The sequence below is a fragment of the Streptomyces sp. SS8 genome (assembly GCF_054072955.1).
On the sequence record NZ_JBSVCZ010000015.1, the window covers coordinates 103899 to 120667 of the forward strand.

A 16769-nucleotide genomic window follows, 5' to 3' on the forward strand; every position below is an offset into this window, starting at 1 on the left:
GAGCACGCACTGGTCGTCGAAGGTGAGAGAGGCGTCGGGTCGCCAGGGGCAGCCGGGGCCCGTGGCGGGCCGCTCCGTGCGGGGCCCAGGGGATCGTCCTGCCGCCGCGGCGAACACGAGGGGGCACCGGGTACAGCTCCGTTCCCGGCCGACGTCACGAGTCGCAGCCGTGCTTTCGAGTCACCGCTTGACGCGGTTGCGGACGGCCAGGACCGCCAGGCCCAGCAGGACGGGCTCGACGAGGCGGGAGGCCATCTCGGTGTAGGTACCGGCGGTGGTCAGGTCCTGTCCGGAGGAGCGGAACACCACCGAGTTGAGCGTGACGTTCAGCGCCTTCTCGAAGCGCTCGCCGGTGAACCTGTCCCCGGTGGGGTTCTGCGGGTCGGCCTTGCCGATGGTGAGGGCGACCGTGCCGCCGCCGGGCGGCACCGTGCCGGTCGCCTCCTGCTTCGGGGAGTCCTCGGGGATCCCGAAGCCCATCAGCAGCACGACGGTGACCAGCATCGTCGCCCCCAGCCAGGTCAGGGCGCGGGCCGCGCGCAGCCCGTACCCGGAGACGGCCCAGTAGGCGGCCAGCAGCGCCCGCTCGCCCCACGGCCGGGTGGTGTCATGGCGACGCATCTCCATCTCGCCGTAGTAGAAGTCGGCCGCTCCAGGTTCGTCCTTGCCGTCCTCGAACGCCTTGCGCAGCGCCCGGTACAGCGTGGCCACCGTCCGGGGTCCGGGGGGGTACTGCGCGTCGGGATGGTGCGGCCCCGGCTGCCACCCTCGGGTGGCCTCTGCAGGGGTGGCTCGGCGCGCGGTGGCGGCACGCCAGTGATGTTCCTCGGCCAGGGTCTGGCGGCGCGACCAGCGCGCCGGCACCAGGCCGCGGCGGTGCCATCCGGCCGGCGGCCGGGCGAAGTCGGCGCGGCCGCCGACGCGGAGCTGGTCCAGGTGGACCGCGCCGGCGAACCGGCATTCGGACAGATCTGCATCTGTCAGCGTCAGGTGCGCGGCGTCCACCCCGCCAAGCGCTACCACCCGCACGCCCGCGTCCCGGCTCGTCAGCACCTCCTCGGACAAAGGAGAACTCAGTGGGATGGTGAAGGGCGCCGGTTCGACTGCCAGGGTGAGTGGATGCTCCAGCACCGCCCCGGTCAGGTCCACCTTGGCGTAGCGCAGCCGCAGTGCGGCCGTCGACGCCCATCGCGTCCGCCATAGCGACAGCCTTTCCGCAGCGATCTCCACTGCCACCGGCGCTCCGAACACCGCGCCACCCAGTTCCACCATGCCGCCGCACACCAGTGGCCCCAATTGCGCTGCTGTCTCGAATCGTGCCTCGTTGAACCAGACGTTGCCTGAGAAGGACGCCCCACCGAACCAGGTGTCGCCGGCAAAGGTCGCCTCGCCGAACCAGGCATGGCCTGCGAAGGTCGCCTCGCCGAACCAGGCATGGCCTGCGAAGGTCGCCTCGCCGAACCAGGCATGGCCTGCGAAGGACGTCATGTTGAACTGGGCCATGTCGGTGAAAGTCGCCTCGTCGAACGAGGCGTGGCCTGCGAAGGATGCCCCGTTGAACTGGGCAACGTCGGTGAAGGTCGCCTTGTTGAACGAGGCGTGGCCTGCGAAGGATGCCCCGGCGAACCAGGCGATGCCGATGAAGATCGCCTGGTCGAACCGGGCAGCGCCGAGACGGGGCCATCCGGTAGCAGGGTCATGTAAGGCTCCTAGGAGCCGAGACAGCAGGTCTGTGGTGAAGGGGGTGCCGCTGTGGTCGAGTTCGGTGCCGGGGGACAGGCCGGCGAGGTAGGCGGCGCGGTCGGCCTCATCCAGGTGGGCCAGGCAGGCGGTGTGTCCGGTGACGCGGATACCGCGGCAACCGATCGGATCGCCGGTGGCGGCGCCGTGGCCGCAGTGTGGCCAGCCGGGCAGATACGGGGGCGGTGCGGGGCTCGGGTGTGTCATGCCCGAAGGACGATCGGGCGGGGGCGGACAGTTGCCCGTTCCGTTTCCGAGGCCGCGCACTGAATTCTCGTTGCGTGCTGAGGGGAGGTCCGGGGCGAGTCGCGCGCTTGCCGTAACCCTCCGTGCGATCCGACGTGTGAGCGGCAGAGAGCATGACCCTTCGAGCGCCTCTGTGGGAAGAGGGCATATGTGGGAGTGTTTGCCGTTTTGATGAGGCATGCCGCTTCTCGTCTGCCCGCGTTGACGGCCGGGGGAGTGCCTACGGGGGCAGGCTGTACGCGTTCCGGCGGCCGTTGTACGCGCTCCGCGCCGTGTCGTGACGCGGCGGAGCCGCGTTGCGCCCGGTGACGGAAGGGGACGGTATGACCGAAGTCGGGACGGACGACGACGCACAGCTCGAGTTCGAACGCGGCACGGGGGTGCTGTACGTGTTCGGCCGCCAGGTGAAGCGGTTCCGGATGCGCCTGGGCATGAACCGTGAGGAACTCGGTCTGGTGACGGGCTACTCGCCCGCGACGATCGCCTCGATCGAACAGGGGCGGCGCATCCCGTCGGACCACTTCATCGACAAGGCCGACGAGATGCTGGACGCGAGCGAAGTCCTCAAGGAGATGAAGGAGGAGATCCGCAAGGCCCGTTATCCCCTGTTCTTCCAGGGGGCGGCGACGCTGGAACGGGAAGCCGTCGAGCTGCACGCTTATGACTCGCAGGTGGTCAACGGCCTGTTGCAGACGGAGGACTACGCGCGGTGCGTCTTCGAGATGCACCGGCCTGCGCTGGACGACGAGACGATCGAACGGCGTCTGGCGGCTCGCATGCTTCGACAGGAGGTCTTCACCAAGGGCTCTGTGTCACTGATGAGTTATGTCATGGAAGAGGTGGTGCTGCGGCGGCCTATCGGTGGCACCTGCGTCATGCGAGGCCAGTTGGAGCGGATCCTCCAGGTCGGGCAGAAGCGGAACGTGGATGTACAGGTGATGCCGACGAATCGTGAGGAACACGCTGGTCTCGCTGGTCCGTTCAAACTGATCGAGACCAGTGAGGGACGACGCATCGCTTATGCCGAGGTACAGAAGAGCAGCACCCTCTACACGGAGCGGAAGTCTGTCCGGGAACTCGAAGCGCAGTATGGGATCATCCGTGCTCAGGCGCTCACTCCGAGTGAGTCGATGGCCTTCATCGAGAGGTTGCTGGGAGAGACATGAGGGATCGAGAGTCGAAGCCGAGCACGGCGGAACCGGCTTGGTTCAAGAGCAGCTACAGCAGTGGTGAGGGCGGCGATTGCGTGGAGGTCGCCACCCGTCCCGGGACCGTCCGCGTACGGGACTCCAAGGACACCGCCCGGCCCGGTCTGGCGGTCGGCCCGGACGCCTGGGCGTCCTTCCTCGGCCTGGCGTCCCGCTCGCACGCCTGACGTTCACGTCGCGCCTGTGCCCTGTGTTCCCAACTCCCCTGGAAACACAGGGCACAGCAATGCCGTCTCCTCTACGATCACCGGTCACGGCCACCCCGATGGCGACCGTCGGGGCATTCGGCCATGGGCCGCCGACGTGTGTCCGTCGCTTCAGGGCGGTGACCCCGACCGGCCGGTGTCGCCCTCCGCGGGATTTCGCCGCCCGGTCAGACGCTGGACGGAAGCGGTTCGAGGTGCCGCGCCACGACCGCCCGGACCCCGTCGATGTTCGCCCCGCCGCGCAGTCCGCGCTTCGGCAGCAGGGCCATTCCGCCCACCGTGTCGTCGACGACCAGTACGAAGAGGTTCGCCGTCTCGATGTAGTGGCGGAACGACGCCCACGGGATCGTGGTCTCCACGAGTGCCGTGGCGGCGTGTACGCCGTTGTCGTCCGCCCGCATGGTGTACTCGCCCTGGGAACGCGCGTACCTGGTCATCTGCCGCACCCGGTGCAGCTCGTTCACCCACCCGCCCACGAGACTCCCCAGAACCGGGCACAGGGCTACGGCCACCAGCACGGTCACCCCCTTGGGCGCCGAGATCGCCAGGAGGGCCACAAGAACGGCCGCCGTGATCAGCCCGGCGATCAGTGGAGGACGCCACCAGTGCGCGGAGGAGCCGGACCGTGCGCGCAGGGCCTCGGCCATGTCGGCCCGCGTCGGCAGATAGGCCAGCTCGACACCGGCCGACACCGGTGCCGCCTCCCGCTCCTCGTCCTCCACGAAGCGGATCGTATCGGCGCCCGGCGGACCGCCTTTACCAGGGCCCCGGCTCCGTGCGTCCCTCTGTCGGTTGTGGCTGACCGGTGCGTTCGGAGGGGAGAACACAGGTATGCGTGATGACGAGGCGGCCGGCATGCAGCAGACACCCGAACCCGCTCCCGACGGAGGGCAGAACGCCACCATCGGCCCGTTGGGCAGGAGGATCATCGGCGTCTGCATGGTGGGCATGGCCGTTGTGGCGCTTCTCGGCCAGACCCTGGGGCTCTGGCAGGGGATCTACGACTTGTTCGGCTCCGAGGGGAACGACGCCGCCCCGTCGGCGGCGGACGGTGTCCGCTCGCCTTCGGCCGAGGTCTCCGGCCGGCCGGGGTCCGAGCCCCGCTGCGAGGCGTCGGACGACCGGCAGGTGCTGATCGAGCTCAAGGGGGAACCGACCCGTTCCGGGGCGCACGCGGTGGCCACGGTGAAGTGCGAGGTCGCTCCGGGGGACCGCCTGTCGTGGGTGGTGCGCAAGGAGACCGGTGATCCGGACCGGCCGCGCGTCCACTACACCCTGAGATACGAGCTGGGGCGGCAGGGGCCGGGGCGTTACACCTACGACGCGGATCTCAGCACCACCGCGCCTGGGTCCGAGCGATCCCTGATCGCCGTCCTGATGGACGACGCCACCTACCGCGAGGTGAAGGCGGGCAGGGATCCCGAGACCGCCTATGTGGACCTGCCCTTGCCCGTCCCCGTCGTGTCCAACTCGCTGCTGATCACTACACCCCGGTAGCGGGCCGACAGGAGAGGGCGGCCGCGGGCCGGAACGCGCTTTACGGGCCGCGCCCTCGACCGGGACACTGGTGCGGGAACGGCGCGGGGCGGTACGGGGGAGAAGCGGGGGCGAACATGGCTGAGGGACAGGGGAGTTGGGGCAGACCGGTGCCGCTGGGGCAGGGCGGCGCGTCCGAGGCGGCCCACTTCGTCGCCGCGCCGCTGCTGGCCGGTGCCTGCATCGCCACCGTCGGCGTGCTGGGCGCGGACGCCGAGAAGTTCCGCTGGCCCGGGCCGGCGATGCTGCTGCTCACCCTCGCCTTCGCCGCGCTCGTCGGCAGCGTGCAGTACGGCTTCCACGCCCGCCGGCACCTGTACTCCCCCGCGGACGTGGAGTCCTGGCACCCGCCGGACTCCTTCAGACCCTCCGCCGAGTTGCTGCGCCGGGAGCAGCGCCGCCACTTCCGGGAGTGGCTGCGGCAGAGCCGCCGGGCGGCCCTGACCTACAACCTGGGGATCGCCCTGCTGGGCGCGGGCGGGGCGCTGGCCCTGGCGGCCCCCGAGGGTGCCTCGTTCTGGCACGCGGCGTGCCGCTGGGCGGCGAGCGCGGTGCTGGCGGCCGGTGCCCTGGCGGAGCTGGAGTGGACGCTGCGGGAGTGGTGGACGCGCAGGGCGCTGCTGCGCGCCGCCCGGGCCGGCGGGGGAGAGGCCCGCCGAGTGGAGGACGGGCGGGGAGAGAACGGGAGGGAGGGGCGCGATGTCTGACTCCGTCGTACGCGCCGTCGGTGGCCCGTGGGAGCCGGAGGTGACGCACTGCTGCGTGTGCGGGGGGCCGCTGCTGCTGCGCGGGCGCCCGCTGACGGTGCGTCCGCGCGTGTGGTCCCTGCGCAGGCGGGACTTCCTGGAGGATTTGGCGTACGACCACGACGGCGGCTGCGCCGCGGCGGCGGTCCCGGCCGCCGTGCTCGTCGGGATGAGCAGGGAGCAGGCCCTGGCGGAGGCGGCCCGCCGTGCCGCCCCGCCGGGGGAGGGCGGGAGCGGCAGGGGGGACGGAGACGGCTGAGTTCACCGGAGCCGAAGTCGGGCATACGGGCAACATCCGTACCCGGCGGGGCGGTTCGCCGCCGGGTACGACGCAGACAGCCGAGCCGAGGAGGACCGTATGGCCGTCACGTTCCGCAAGAGCATCCGGATCCTGCCCGGAGTGCGCCTGAACCGCAACCGCCGCTCCTGGTCGCTCAGCCTGGGCAGGGGGAAGGGCCCCAGGTACACGTTCGGGTCCAGGGGGCGCCGCACCACGTCGATGAATCTTCCCGGCCCGTTCGGATACCGCAGGACGGCGACGAGCCGGAGCCGCCGCGGCGGCCGCTGAGACGGAGGCGGCAGAGGCGGTCGAGCACCGCGCGAGGTGCCCCGGGCCGGCCCCGGAACCCTTCGGAGGGTTCCGGGGCCGGCCCTTTCGCGTACGGCCGCGGAGGGGCCGCCGGATGGCCGCCGAATGGCCGAAAAGGGGCTGCGCGGGACCTTGCCAGTGACCAGTGGCATACCTACAGTCAACCTACTCGCCGGTATTGACATGCTCACTAATACCGGAGGAGCCCCCGTGCGCCCCGGCCGGGCGCGGGGTGGAGCCGCGCCACCGCGGGTGCCGGCCCGTCACCGGGCCGCGTGCACCGGCCCGGTACCCGCACCGGCGAGCACCACCAGCACCGCACCAGCACAGAACCTCGCAATCCGTATGCCACAGGCGCGTCCGCGAGACGTTCGCGGGCTCCGCCGGAAGGGTGTGTCATGAAGGACGAGCAGGGAAGACCCGTGGACGGCCGCGTCAGATGGCGCAGGTTCGCCGCCGTGTGCGTGCCCGGCTTCGCCGTCACCGGCGTACTGGCCGTCGCGTTGGCGGAGGGAGCCCTCGCCGCGTCGTTCGCCGTCTCCGGCCAGCAGTTCAAGGTGTCCGCGGACCGGCTCACCGGCGAAGGCTTCGTGCAGTACGGCAGCGTGGACGTCAACGCCCGCGACCAGCTGCTGCCCGTCGCGGTGACCGGCATCAGGAAGGCCAGGATGGAGAGCCTGTGCCAGTCCGTCGTCACCACCCTGCCCATCCTCGGCGACATCTCGCTCAAGCTCTCCGCCGGCACCGGAGACAAGCCGGTGGAGGCCACCGACCTGTTCGTGGACGCCACCCAGCTCTCCGGTGACGCCTCGTTCAAGAACATCGAGATCGGCCGCGACGCCTCCACGCTGGACAAGGGCCCCGACGGAGCCCAGGGCATGCAGGACGCCTTCTCCCAGCAGGCCGACACCCTGGAGATCAGCGACCTGAAGCAGACCGCGTGGGCGACCAACGCGGGCACGTTCAAACTAGCCGACCTCAGCATGAAGATCACCAAGGGCAAGCGCGAATGCTTCTGAGGTGGCGGCGCTGGCGGCGCGGCCGGCCCTTCTGGGGAGGGCTGGTCACCGTCGCCGCCGGCGTGGAGATCGCGGTCATCCCCCTGGCCCCGATGAAGGTCATGCTGCACCAGGGGGTCGCGGGCGCCATGTCCGTCCTCCTGGGCGCCGTGCTGATCGTGCTGGGCCTGTCGGCCTGGTTCACGCCGCACTACCGCACCCTCACCGGCATCCTCACGGCCATGATCGCCGCGGCCGCGCTGGTCCTCTCCAATCTCGGCGGCTTCCTGATCGGGACGGTCGCCGGACTTATCGGCGGCGGGCTCGTCTTCGGCTGGCAGCCGAGGACGGCGCCCGCGCCGGAATCCCCCCACCCCGAACCCCCCTTAGTCGAGGAGGAAGCGTGACCCCCAACGCATCGCGTTCCCGCACCCCCCTGTCCATCGGCGCCGGTCTGGCCGCCGCGGCCGCCCTGACCCTGGCCGGTGGCGGCACCGCCGCGGCCGAGCCGGCCGCCGTCGCGGGCTCCACGACCGTCACCCCCGCCGGGCACTACTTCGCCGCCGACCTCAACGGCACCGCCACCTTCAAGGCCGGCAGCGTGACGGTGACCTGCACCGCCTCCAGCTCCGCCCCCACGGGCACCGGCGACGCCAACCGCGTCCCCGGCGCCCCGGACAACCACAACGCCGCCGGCCCGGTCGGAGGCCCGCTCAACGCGCCCACCTACAGCTCGTGCCGCACCAGCATGCCGGGCGTCTGGGCCACCGTCACCACCAGCGGCTCCTGGGGCGTCTCGGTCCAGCACGGGGCGCCGTCCACCGCCACCCTGTCCATGCCCAGCGGCGGACTGGTCGTCCAGACCACCGGCCTGGCCAACTGCACCGTGACCGCCGCACCCGACGCCGGCGCCTCGATCCCGGGCACCTGGACCAACGGGGCGCCCTCCAAGCTCACCTTCACGAACGTCTCCGTGCCCGTCGACGTCGTCGGCGGATTCGGCTGCCCGACCAGCGCGAGCAGCTCCGTCTTCAACGCCACCTACGACATCACCGACGCGACCGACCCCGCCTCGCAGATCACCGTGACCGACTGACCGGCCGACCGACCGGGGGAGCGGCGGCTCCCCCTCCCCGAGGGCCCCGGGCGGCGACCAGGCCACCGCCCGGGGCCCGTCGCGCCGCGCGTGCCATGCCGTGGCCCGGGCCGTACGGCGGCCTGTGCGGATCAGCCGGCCGCCGCGCGGCCGCCGGACACCCGCTCCTCGATACGGGAGCGCACCTCATCGGTCAGGCGCGACAGGGCCTGGGAGGCGGCGGGCCGCGGCGGCACCGGATCCACCACGCGCCGCGCCTCCCCGGGCAGCCGCGCCAGATCGGCCTCGAAACGCTCGCGGGCGGCCGCCAGGGTCGCGGGGGCGGCGACGCGCCGGCCGCCGGTCATCACCGTCTCCAGCAGCGGCTCGGCACCGGGCGGCGGCTCCTCCTCCCGCAGGGCGACGACATCGGCGAAGCCGGGGCCGCGGAAGACCTGCTTGGCCCCTGGAGCGGTCACCTTGGCCGCCGACAGCTTCATCACCGGCCGCCCGTCGTAGGACACCAGCTTGTAGGCGGAGTCCAGATAGGGGGCGTCGGCCGAGACCCCGACGCGGGTGCCCACGGCGTAGACGTCGATCGGGGCGCCCGAGCGCACCAGGCGGTCGACGCCGTACTCGTCCAGGCCGCCGCTGGCGGTGATCCGCACCTCCTCCAGCCCGGCCGCGTCCAGGATCCGCCGCGTGCGCACGGCCAGTTCGCCCAGGTCGCCGCTGTCGAGCCGGACGGCGCAGCCGGGCCCGTACCCCAGATCGCGCAGCACCCGCGCCGCCGTCCGCACGCCCTCCTCGGTGTCGTAGGTGTCCACCAGGAAGGTCACCGGGCCCGGATGGACCCGGGCGAAGGCGCGGAAGGCCGCCTCCTCGTCCTCGTACGCCTCGACGAAGGAGTGCGCCATGGTGCCCACCGCCGGGATGCCGTAGGCGGCGGACGCGGCCACGTCGCTGGTGCCGGCGAAACCCACCAGGGAGCCGAGGCGGGCCATGCGCAGGCCCGCCTCGACCCCGTGGGTGCGGCGCAGCGAGAAGTCCACCACCGGGCGGTCGCCGGCGGCCAGGACGCAGCGCGCCGCCTTCGAGGCGATGGCGGTCTGGTGGCTGAGCTGGTTGAGCAGGCAGGTCTCCACCAGCTGCGCCTGCGGCAGCGGGGCGGTCACCTCCAGCAGCGGCTCGCCCGCCAGCACGATCCGGCCCTCGGGCACCGCCCGCACCTCGCCGGTGAACTCCAGGCCCCGCATCGGCTCCAGGTCCTCCACCGGCCGGCGCAGCGCCTCGGCGAAGGCGGCGGCCTCGCTCGCCCCGACCCGCAGCCCCTCCAGGTACGACAGCGCCGACTCCAGCCCCGCCGCGACCAGGAAGCCGCGGTGTGGCGGCAGTTTCCGCACGAACAGGCTGAAGACGGCCTCGCCGGTCATGTCCTCGCGCAGGTAGGCCAGGGCCATGCTCACCTCGTACAGGTCCGTGGTGAGCGCTCCGGGTACGGTCATCTGTCCGGTCATGTCCGCATCCTCCTTCCGCGCGCGGCCCGGCGCACCTCCACACGGCCCGGCCCCTCCGCCCGGGCCCTCAGCCCGTCAGCCCGGCTCCATGTAGGGGCGGCGGAAGGCCGGCGCGGGCCCGGCGTCGTACGGGTACACCGCCGCCAGCGCCTGGTCGGCCGCCGTCCGGAGCGGGCCGGAGGTGTCCACGGTGACGGCCTCCGGCCACGGCGCCTCCCGCCGCGCCATCGCGGCGGCCACCTCCGCCCCGGCGTCGGAGACCCCCGGCCCCCGGCCGGCCAGCCGGGAGTCGGCCACATCGCCCGGCGTCCGGCAGTTCAGGGCGACCAGCTCCGCGCCGGCACGCTCGGCGGTCCGCCGGGCCGCCTCCCGCTGCTCCGGGTCCGTCCAGCTGGCGTCCAGCACCACCGACTCGCCCGAGGCCAGCAGGGCGGCCGCGCGGTCCAGGAGGGCCGCGTAGGTGGCGCGCGTCCGCTCGGGCGTGTACAGGCCCTCGCCGTAGGGGGCGGGAGCCGGCCGCTCGGCCGGGATGCCCGCCAGTTCCTTGCGGACGCGGTCGCTGCTGAGCAGCGTGACGCCCATCCGGTCCGCCAGCGCCCCCGAGAGCGTGGACTTGCCGCGGCCCGGCAGCCCGCCGACCAGCACCAGGCGCACGGCGGAGGCGCGCAGGTGGCGCAGGGCGGCCGCCACCAGCCCCCGCGCCTCCTCCCGCGCCCCTGGCGCGCCCTGGACGGCCTGGATGAGGGAGACCTTGGCGCGGACGAAGGCGCGGTAGGCGACGTAGTGGTGCCACAGGGAGGGCGGCGCGGGGTCCGCGGAGTACTCGCTGTAGCGGGCCAGGAAGAACGCCGCCGCGTCCGGCGCGCCCAGCCGCTCCAGGTCCATCGCGAGGAACGCGGCGTCGTCCAGGCCGTCGACGTGGCGCAGCCGGTCGTCGAACTCCAGGCAGTCCAGGACGCGCGGGCCGTCGTCGAGGCAGAAGATGTCCTCGGCCCGCAGGTCGCCGTGCCCGTCGACGACTCGGTTGCGGCGGATACGCGTCTCGAACAGCACCTCGCGGCCGCCGAGGTAGCGGCGCACCAGCCGCTCGGCCTCGGACACCCCCTCGGGCAGCCCGACCGCGCCCTCCAGGGCGCGGACCTCGGTGAAGTTCGCCTCCCAGCGCCCGGCGAGCGCGTCCCGGGTGCCCTCGCGCACCACCTCCGGGCCGCGCGGGGAGTCCGCGTGCCGCGCCGCCAGCAGCCGTGCCACGGCCCGCAGCGGCTCCCGCACGTCCTCGCCCCGGCGCACCAGGGCGGACAGCCGGCGCCCGGCCGGCATACGGCGCATCACCACGACCGGCTCGGGCCCGCCGTCCCCCTCCCGTCCGGAAGGGGGGTCGAAGGGGCAGTGGACCTCCGCGAGCCCCAGGTAGACGTCGGGCGCGAAACGGCGGTTGAGCTCGACCTCCCGCTCGCACCCCCACCGCCGGGCGGCGAGGGTGGTGAAGTCCACGAACCCCAGGGAGACCGGCTTCTTGAGCTTGTAGACGCGGTCCCCGAGGAAGAACAGCACCGCGGTGTGGGTCTCGCCTGCCTCCGCGCGCGGGGGGTGCGCCGCTCCCGCCCCGGTGCCGGGATCGGCGTCGGGGCGGGGAGCGGGACCGGAGGTCGGGGGTGTGGGCATCCTGTGGCTCCTTGGCTGCCGTCGAGCGTGCCGATGTCGTGCGGGGGCCGTGCGGACGCCGGCCGTCGCCCGGTGGGGAGTACCGGGAAGGCCGCTTCGGAAACCCGCGGCCCCGCCCGGAGCGGGACGCGGGCCGTACGCCGTCCGATGGAAGGCTCACGGCGCCGGGGTTACCGTGGGAGACAGAGGCCGCAGGCGTGTCCACGCCGAGGAGGAGCCGGCGATGCCCGGCGCGGCGACCACCGAGGCCGGCGGGTCCGGTGGGCGGAGTGCGCCGCGGGAGGCGCGGCCACGCCGGGAGGGCCGCGGCAGGCACGTACACACGGACCGGGCCGAACGCATCCGGACCCCATCGGCCCCGCACCACCCCAGGGAGCAGACGATGGCTCACACACAGGACTGGAAGGTCCGCCTCCACCTCTTCGAGGAGGAGGGCACGACGAAGGCCCACGCGGTACTGGACCTCGGGGGCACGGAGATCAGCGGGCAGGGCGTCGCACGGCGCAACCCGCACGACAGGGACGTCCCCGAGATCGGAGACGAACTCGCGGCGGGACGCGCGATGAACGACCTGGCGCAGAAGCTGCTGAGCGTCGCGCGCACCGACATCGAGGGCGTGGCGCACCCCGGGCCCTGAGCTGGTGCCGCGTCGGCCAGGGGCCACCCCGCCCGCCGCCTTCCGGCCTCCGGCCGGGTGCCCCCATGCCGCGTCGACCGGAAGCCCGGGCAGAACGACCACACGCGGCTTCCGGCCGCCTTGAGAACGCGTCCCCCCGGGGCCCGGGGAGGCCCCTGCTGCCGGGCAGGCCCCGGACCGACCGCGCCCCCGGCCCGCGGACGCGCCCTTCGCAGTCCCACACCGGCAGGCCGGCGGACCGTCAGGAGCGGGGAGGCCCGATGAGCACACGGGAGATGTCCGACGAACGGGTGACGGCCGCGGTCCGCGACGCCGCCGCGGCCCCGTCCGTGCACAACACCCAGCCGTGGCGGTTCCGCTATCTGAGGAGCGAGGGTGCCTTCCAGGTGCGCGCGGACTCCGGCCGGGTGCTCCCGCACACCGACCCCGACGGGCGCGCCCTCCACATCAGCTGTGGCGCCGCCCTGTTCAACCTGAGGGTCTCGCTCGCCCACGAGGGACTGCGGCCGGTGACCCGGCTGCTGCCGGACCCGGACGATCCCGCCCTGCTCGCCGTGGTGCGTCCGGCCGGCCCCGGGGACGGCGAGGGACCCGGAGGCGGCGGGGACGGCGAGGACGGGATCGGCGCGCTCCACCCGGCCGTCCACCGCCGCCACACCAGTCGCCGGCCGTTCGCCGAGACCGAGATCCCCCAGGAGTCGCGCACCGCGCTGTCCGACGCCGCCCTGCGGGAGGGCGCCCTGCTGGACTTCCCCGGCCCGGGGCATCTGCGGTGGGTGCTGGAACTGGTGGAGGAGGCCGAGGCCCGCAACCGCGCCGACCGCGGCGAGGCGGAGGACCTGGCGCACTGGACCCGTACCGCGACCGCCGGGGCGGACGCGGCCGGCGGGACGGGCACGGCCGGTGACGGGGTCCCCGAGTACGCCTTCGGGCCGCGCAAGTTCGACGGACGCGCCCCGGTACGGGACTTCGCGGGCACCGGGCGCGTGCCCGGGCGCCGCTCGGAGGACTTCGAGCGGCGCCCGCAGATCGCCCTGATCAGCACGGTGAAGGACCGTCCCGGTGACTGGCTGAGGGCGGGGCAGGCCATGGAGCGCGTCCTGCTGACGGCCACCTTGGAGGGCCTGGTCGGCTCACCGGCCACCCAGCCCGTGGAGTGGCCCGACCTGCGCGGGCCACTGCGCGACCCGGTGTCGGGCCGGGGCCAGGCGCAGATGGTGCTGCGGCTGGGATACGGGCCGCCGGGGCCCGGCACCCCGCGCCGCCCGCCGGGCGAGGTGCTCGACATCGAGCCGTAGCCCGCCGGACCGGGCCCGCCGGGCTACGGCCGGTTCACCCCCGGCCGCCCGCGCCGGGCCTGCCCGGCTCCGCCGGGCCCGCGCCGGGCCTGCCCGGCTCCGCCGGGCCCGGGGCGGTGCCCGGGCCCTCGTGGTGGTGCAGATGCCGGACGTGGGCGTCGGGCCCGGGGAAGACCAGCGAGACCCGGCCGGTGTCCGACCAGCGCACGTCGTACGGCGGTGTCCCGTCGCCGTGGCGCAGCCCGATGATCTCGCCGTCCCGCCGGGCGACGCCCGTGGCCGGGCTCTCGATGATCAGCTCGTCTCCCAGTTCCGCGTGCATGGTCGTCACCGCTCTCCGAAACTCTCCGGCGCCCGCCCTTCGGCGCCTTCCCCCGGCCTCCGTGCGCCCCGGACGCAGGACCGGGGCCCCGCGACGCGGTACCCGCAACCGGCGGGAACAACCCCGCGGGACCTCCGATTGCGGCGCCCGCGGGCCGTGCCCACACTGAGGACATGAGCACCGCCCTCCCCGAGACCCGGCCCTGCGGGGGCGGCGCGGACGGCGGCGGCGCACCCCGATGAGCACCGGGACCGAGCCCCTGGCGGACGCCGCCCTCCCGGCCGGGAACGCGGCGCAGACGGTGCCTGCCGCGCAGGTCCACGCCTTGCTGGGCACCTCCCCGCGCGGCCTGACCGCGGCCGAGGCCGCCGCACGGCGCGGCAGGCACGGGCCCAACCGGCTGCCGCACGCCGCCCGCCGAGGCTCCTGGCGGCTGCTGACCGCCCAGTTCACCGACCTGTTCGCGGTCGTCCTGACCGCCGCCTCGGCGATCACCTTCCTGGCCCACGCCCTCCAGGACCCCCCGCAGGAGGGCACCCTGCAACTGGCCGTCGCCATCCTCTGCGTGGTCGTGCTCAACGCGGTCATCGGCTTCGCCCAGGAGTACTCCGCCGAGCGCACCGCCGAGACGCTCCAGGCGATGGTGCCGCACACCAGCCGGGTGCTGCGCGACGGCGAGCGGCGCGAGGTCCCCGCGGACGAACTGGCGCCCGGCGACGTGGTGGTACTGGAGGCCGGGGACGCGGTGCCGGCCGACTGCCGCCTGGTGGAGGCCCACGAGGTCCCGGTCGACAACGCGCCCCTGACCGGGGAGAGCGCGCCCGTGCGCCGCACCGCCGACGCCGTGGCGCCCGGGCCGCCCCTGGAGGCCCGCAACCGCGTCTTCATGGGCACCGACGTCGTCACCGGAACGGCCAAGGCCGTGGTGTGCGCCACCGGCGCGGCCACGGAGTTCGGGCGGATCTTCCGGCTGGCGTCCGCGGCGCCCCGGCAGCGGACGCCGCTGCAGCGTCAGGTCGCCTCCATGGCACGCCGGGTGGCGGGCACGGCGCTGGCCGTCGGAGCGGCGCTGTTCGCCGTACGCCTGCCCGCCGGCCAGGACCTGGTGGCCGGCTTCGTCTTCGCGCTGGGGGTGATGGTCGCCCTCGTCCCCGAGGGGCTGCCCGCCACCCTGTCGGTGTCCCTGGCGATCGGGGTGCGGCGCATGGCCCGGCGGCACGCGCTGGTCAAGAGGCCGCTGGCGGTGGAGGCGCTGGGCGCCACCACCGTCATCTGCACCGACAAGACCGGCACCCTGACCCGGGCGGAGATGACCGTCACCCGGGTGTGGGCCGGCGGGAGGACCCACCCGGTCTCGGGGGTGGGCTACGAACCGGCCGGGGAGGTGGACGACCCCGCGGCGGTACGTCCGCTGCTGCGCGCGGCGGCCCTGTGCTGCGACGCCCGGCTCCTGCCGCCCGCGGAGGACCGGGGGTGGCGGATCCTGGGCGACACCACCGAGGGGGCGCTGCTGGTGGCCGCGGTCAAGGCCGGAATCGACCCGGCCGCCGAGGAGGCCGCGGCCCCCCGCGTCGCCGAGCACCCCTTCGACCCGGCCCGCAAGCTGATGAGCACCGTCCACCGCGCCCCCGGGGCCCCGGGCGGCGGCGCGGACCGCCCGCCGTACACCGCCTTCGTCAAGGGCGCTCCGCACGAGGTGCTCGCCCGCTGCGGGGCCGTCGACTGGCTCGGCGAGCGCAGGGAGCTGACACCGAAGGTGCGCGCCGCCGTCACCGCCGCGCACGACGAGATGGCCTCCCGGGGCCTGCGCGTCCTGGGCGTGGCCCACCGCCCGCTGCCGGACGGGCCGCGCCCGGGGCGGGAGGAGACCGAGTCGGGCCTGACGCTCCTGGGCCTGGCCGGCATGCTCGACCCGCCGCGCCCGGAGGTCAGCGACGCGGTCGCGGCCTGCCGCCGCGCGGGCGTGCGCATCGTGATGGTCACCGGCGACCACCCGCTGACCGCCGAGGCCGTCGCCCGCCGTGTGGGCATCGTGCGCGGCCCCGGACCGGCGGTGGTGACCGGCGCGCGCCTGGGACAGATGGACGACCGGGCCCTGCTCGCCGGCGAGCGCGAACTGCTGCTGTGCCGGGTCGCACCCGAGCACAAGGCCCGGATCGTGGCCGTCTTCCAGCGGCGCGGCGAGGTCGTCGCCGTCACCGGCGACGGCGCCAACGACGCCCCCGCCCTCAGACACGCCGACATCGGTGTGGCGATGGGCGCCTCCGGCACCGACGTCGCCCGCGAGGCCGCCGTGATGGTGCTGCTGGACGACTCCTTCGCCTCCATCGCCGCCGCCGTCGGGCTCGGCCGCTCCGTCTACCAGAACATCCGCAGGTTCCTCGTCTACGCCTCCAGCAGCAACATCGGCGAACTCGGACCCATCCTGGCGGCGACCGCCGCCGGTTTCCCGCTCGTGCCCATCAGCGCCGTCCTGGAGCGTGCCGGGGCGCTCACCGCGGACGTCCTGATCGCCGCCACGGACCGGGACGAGGAAAATCTCGTCATCGGCCTGCTGGCCAAGCGCCGGTTCGCCGTCCCGCGCGTGGTCGCCCGCGTCAACGACACGGAGAACGCCTGGCTGTTCGACGGCCGCTGGGGCGTCGACGCCGCCATCCCCGCGACCACCCGCTGATCTCCCTGGTGGAGGAGGCGACCGGGGCGGCCGACACGGTGGCGCTGCGGCTGAGCAGGGCGGGCGTGGACGTCATCGAGACCGCGATCACGCCGCACTCCCGCGCCGCCGGCCGGCCGCTGGGGGACATCGGCCTGCCGCCCGGCACCGTGGTGGCCACCGTCGTACGCGACGGCCGGCCCACCGTCCCCGCACCGCAGATGCGGCTGAGGCCCGGCGACGAACTGCTCCTGGTGTCGCACTCCGCCACCGAGGAGGAGATCCGCGCGGCCTTCCGGTGACGGGCGGAGCGGGGCCGGCGGGCCGGCTCGG

Annotated in this window: 17 protein-coding genes and 1 pseudogene; 13 read left to right on the forward strand and 5 right to left on the reverse strand. The window is 74.1% G+C overall.

Annotation, left to right across the window (positions count from 1 at the left end; translation table 11 throughout):
- Window positions 1-180: 180 nt before the first annotated feature.
- On the reverse strand, window positions 181-1947 hold the full coding sequence (locus ACW69E_RS16380; protein WP_457498983.1) for a pentapeptide repeat-containing protein: 1767 nt from the start codon (window positions 1945-1947) through the stop codon (window positions 181-183).
- Window positions 1948-2309: 362 nt separating this feature from the next.
- Between ACW69E_RS16380 and ACW69E_RS16385 the strand changes: the two genes are divergently transcribed.
- On the forward strand, window positions 2310-3152 hold the full coding sequence (locus ACW69E_RS16385) for a helix-turn-helix domain-containing protein (RefSeq protein ID WP_457498984.1): 843 nt from the start codon (window positions 2310-2312) through the stop codon (window positions 3150-3152).
- The gene (locus tag ACW69E_RS16390) at window positions 3149-3361 is read left to right on the forward strand and encodes a DUF397 domain-containing protein (RefSeq protein WP_457498985.1); all 213 of its coding nucleotides are present in this window, start codon (window positions 3149-3151) and stop codon (window positions 3359-3361) included. Before ACW69E_RS16385 ends, ACW69E_RS16390 begins: the two co-directional genes overlap by 4 nt.
- 206 nt (window positions 3362-3567) lie before the next feature.
- Here ACW69E_RS16390 and ACW69E_RS16395 read toward each other — a convergent pair whose 3' ends face one another.
- A complete protein-coding gene (locus ACW69E_RS16395; protein WP_457498986.1) occupies window positions 3568-4122 on the reverse strand; it encodes a YcxB family protein in 555 nt (184 codons plus the stop codon).
- Window positions 4123-4231: 109 nt separating this feature from the next.
- Here ACW69E_RS16395 and ACW69E_RS16400 point away from each other — a divergent pair, with 109 nt between their 5' ends.
- The 7 genes from ACW69E_RS16400 to ACW69E_RS16430 all read left to right on the forward strand — a co-directional run bounded on the left by ACW69E_RS16400 (window position 4232) and on the right by ACW69E_RS16430 (window position 8365).
- Window positions 4232-4897 carry a hypothetical protein gene (locus tag ACW69E_RS16400; protein ID WP_457498987.1) on the forward strand — a complete coding sequence of 222 codons (666 nt, stop codon included), beginning with the start codon at window positions 4232-4234 and terminating at the stop codon, window positions 4895-4897.
- A 116-nt stretch (window positions 4898-5013) separates the two neighbouring features.
- Complete coding sequence (locus ACW69E_RS16405; protein ID WP_457498988.1) at window positions 5014-5643, forward strand: hypothetical protein; 630 nt, start codon at window positions 5014-5016, stop codon at window positions 5641-5643.
- Complete coding sequence (locus ACW69E_RS16410) at window positions 5636-5941, forward strand: hypothetical protein (RefSeq protein ID WP_457498989.1); 306 nt, start codon at window positions 5636-5638, stop codon at window positions 5939-5941. Before ACW69E_RS16405 ends, ACW69E_RS16410 begins: the two co-directional genes overlap by 8 nt.
- Window positions 5942-6040: 99 nt before the next feature.
- The gene (locus ACW69E_RS16415) at window positions 6041-6250 is read left to right on the forward strand and encodes a DUF4236 domain-containing protein (RefSeq protein WP_206347666.1); all 210 of its coding nucleotides are present in this window, start codon (window positions 6041-6043) and stop codon (window positions 6248-6250) included.
- A gap of 419 nt (window positions 6251-6669) precedes the next feature.
- A complete protein-coding gene (locus tag ACW69E_RS16420; protein WP_457498990.1) occupies window positions 6670-7290 on the forward strand; it encodes a DUF6230 family protein in 621 nt (206 codons plus the stop codon).
- Window positions 7281-7676, forward strand: a complete 396-nt coding sequence (locus ACW69E_RS16425) for a DUF6114 domain-containing protein (RefSeq protein WP_457498991.1) — start codon at window positions 7281-7283, stop codon at window positions 7674-7676. Before ACW69E_RS16420 ends, ACW69E_RS16425 begins: the two co-directional genes overlap by 10 nt.
- Window positions 7673-8365: a hypothetical protein gene (locus ACW69E_RS16430; protein WP_457498992.1), complete on the forward strand. Its 693-nt coding sequence runs from the start codon at window positions 7673-7675 to the stop codon at window positions 8363-8365. The genes ACW69E_RS16425 and ACW69E_RS16430 overlap by 4 nt, the downstream gene beginning before the upstream one ends.
- 131 nt (window positions 8366-8496) lie before the next feature.
- On the opposite strand, the gene ACW69E_RS16435 is transcribed toward ACW69E_RS16430, so the two are convergent.
- Together ACW69E_RS16435 and ACW69E_RS16440 are read right to left on the reverse strand one after the other, a co-directional pair.
- Complete coding sequence (locus tag ACW69E_RS16435; protein WP_457498993.1) at window positions 8497-9861, reverse strand: nicotinate phosphoribosyltransferase; 1365 nt, start codon at window positions 9859-9861, stop codon at window positions 8497-8499.
- Window positions 9862-9936: 75 nt separating this feature from the next.
- Window positions 9937-11526: a bifunctional aminoglycoside phosphotransferase/ATP-binding protein gene (locus ACW69E_RS16440; RefSeq protein WP_457498994.1), complete on the reverse strand. Its 1590-nt coding sequence runs from the start codon at window positions 11524-11526 to the stop codon at window positions 9937-9939.
- Window positions 11527-11908: 382 nt separating this feature from the next.
- Here ACW69E_RS16440 and ACW69E_RS16445 point away from each other — a divergent pair, with 382 nt between their 5' ends.
- On the forward strand, window positions 11909-12163 hold the full coding sequence (locus ACW69E_RS16445) for a DUF1876 domain-containing protein (RefSeq protein WP_093849325.1): 255 nt from the start codon (window positions 11909-11911) through the stop codon (window positions 12161-12163).
- A 260-nt stretch (window positions 12164-12423) separates the two neighbouring features.
- Window positions 12424-13461: an Acg family FMN-binding oxidoreductase gene (locus tag ACW69E_RS16450; RefSeq protein WP_457498995.1), complete on the forward strand. Its 1038-nt coding sequence runs from the start codon at window positions 12424-12426 to the stop codon at window positions 13459-13461.
- A 40-nt stretch (window positions 13462-13501) separates the two neighbouring features.
- Here the strand turns inward: ACW69E_RS16450 and ACW69E_RS16455 are convergent.
- A pseudogene (locus tag ACW69E_RS16455) lies at window positions 13502-13783 on the reverse strand (DUF1918 domain-containing protein); the annotation flags it as partial.
- 238 nt (window positions 13784-14021) lie between these two features.
- Between ACW69E_RS16455 and ACW69E_RS16460 the strand changes: the two are divergent.
- Both ACW69E_RS16460 and ACW69E_RS16465 read left to right on the forward strand, forming a co-directional pair.
- Window positions 14022-16457, forward strand: a complete 2436-nt coding sequence (locus ACW69E_RS16460; RefSeq protein ID WP_457498996.1) for an HAD-IC family P-type ATPase — start codon at window positions 14022-14024, stop codon at window positions 16455-16457.
- Between the two features lie 8 nt (window positions 16458-16465).
- Window positions 16466-16738 carry a TrkA C-terminal domain-containing protein gene (locus ACW69E_RS16465; RefSeq protein WP_457498997.1) on the forward strand — a complete coding sequence of 91 codons (273 nt, stop codon included), beginning with the start codon at window positions 16466-16468 and terminating at the stop codon, window positions 16736-16738.
- Window positions 16739-16769 lie beyond the last annotated feature (31 nt).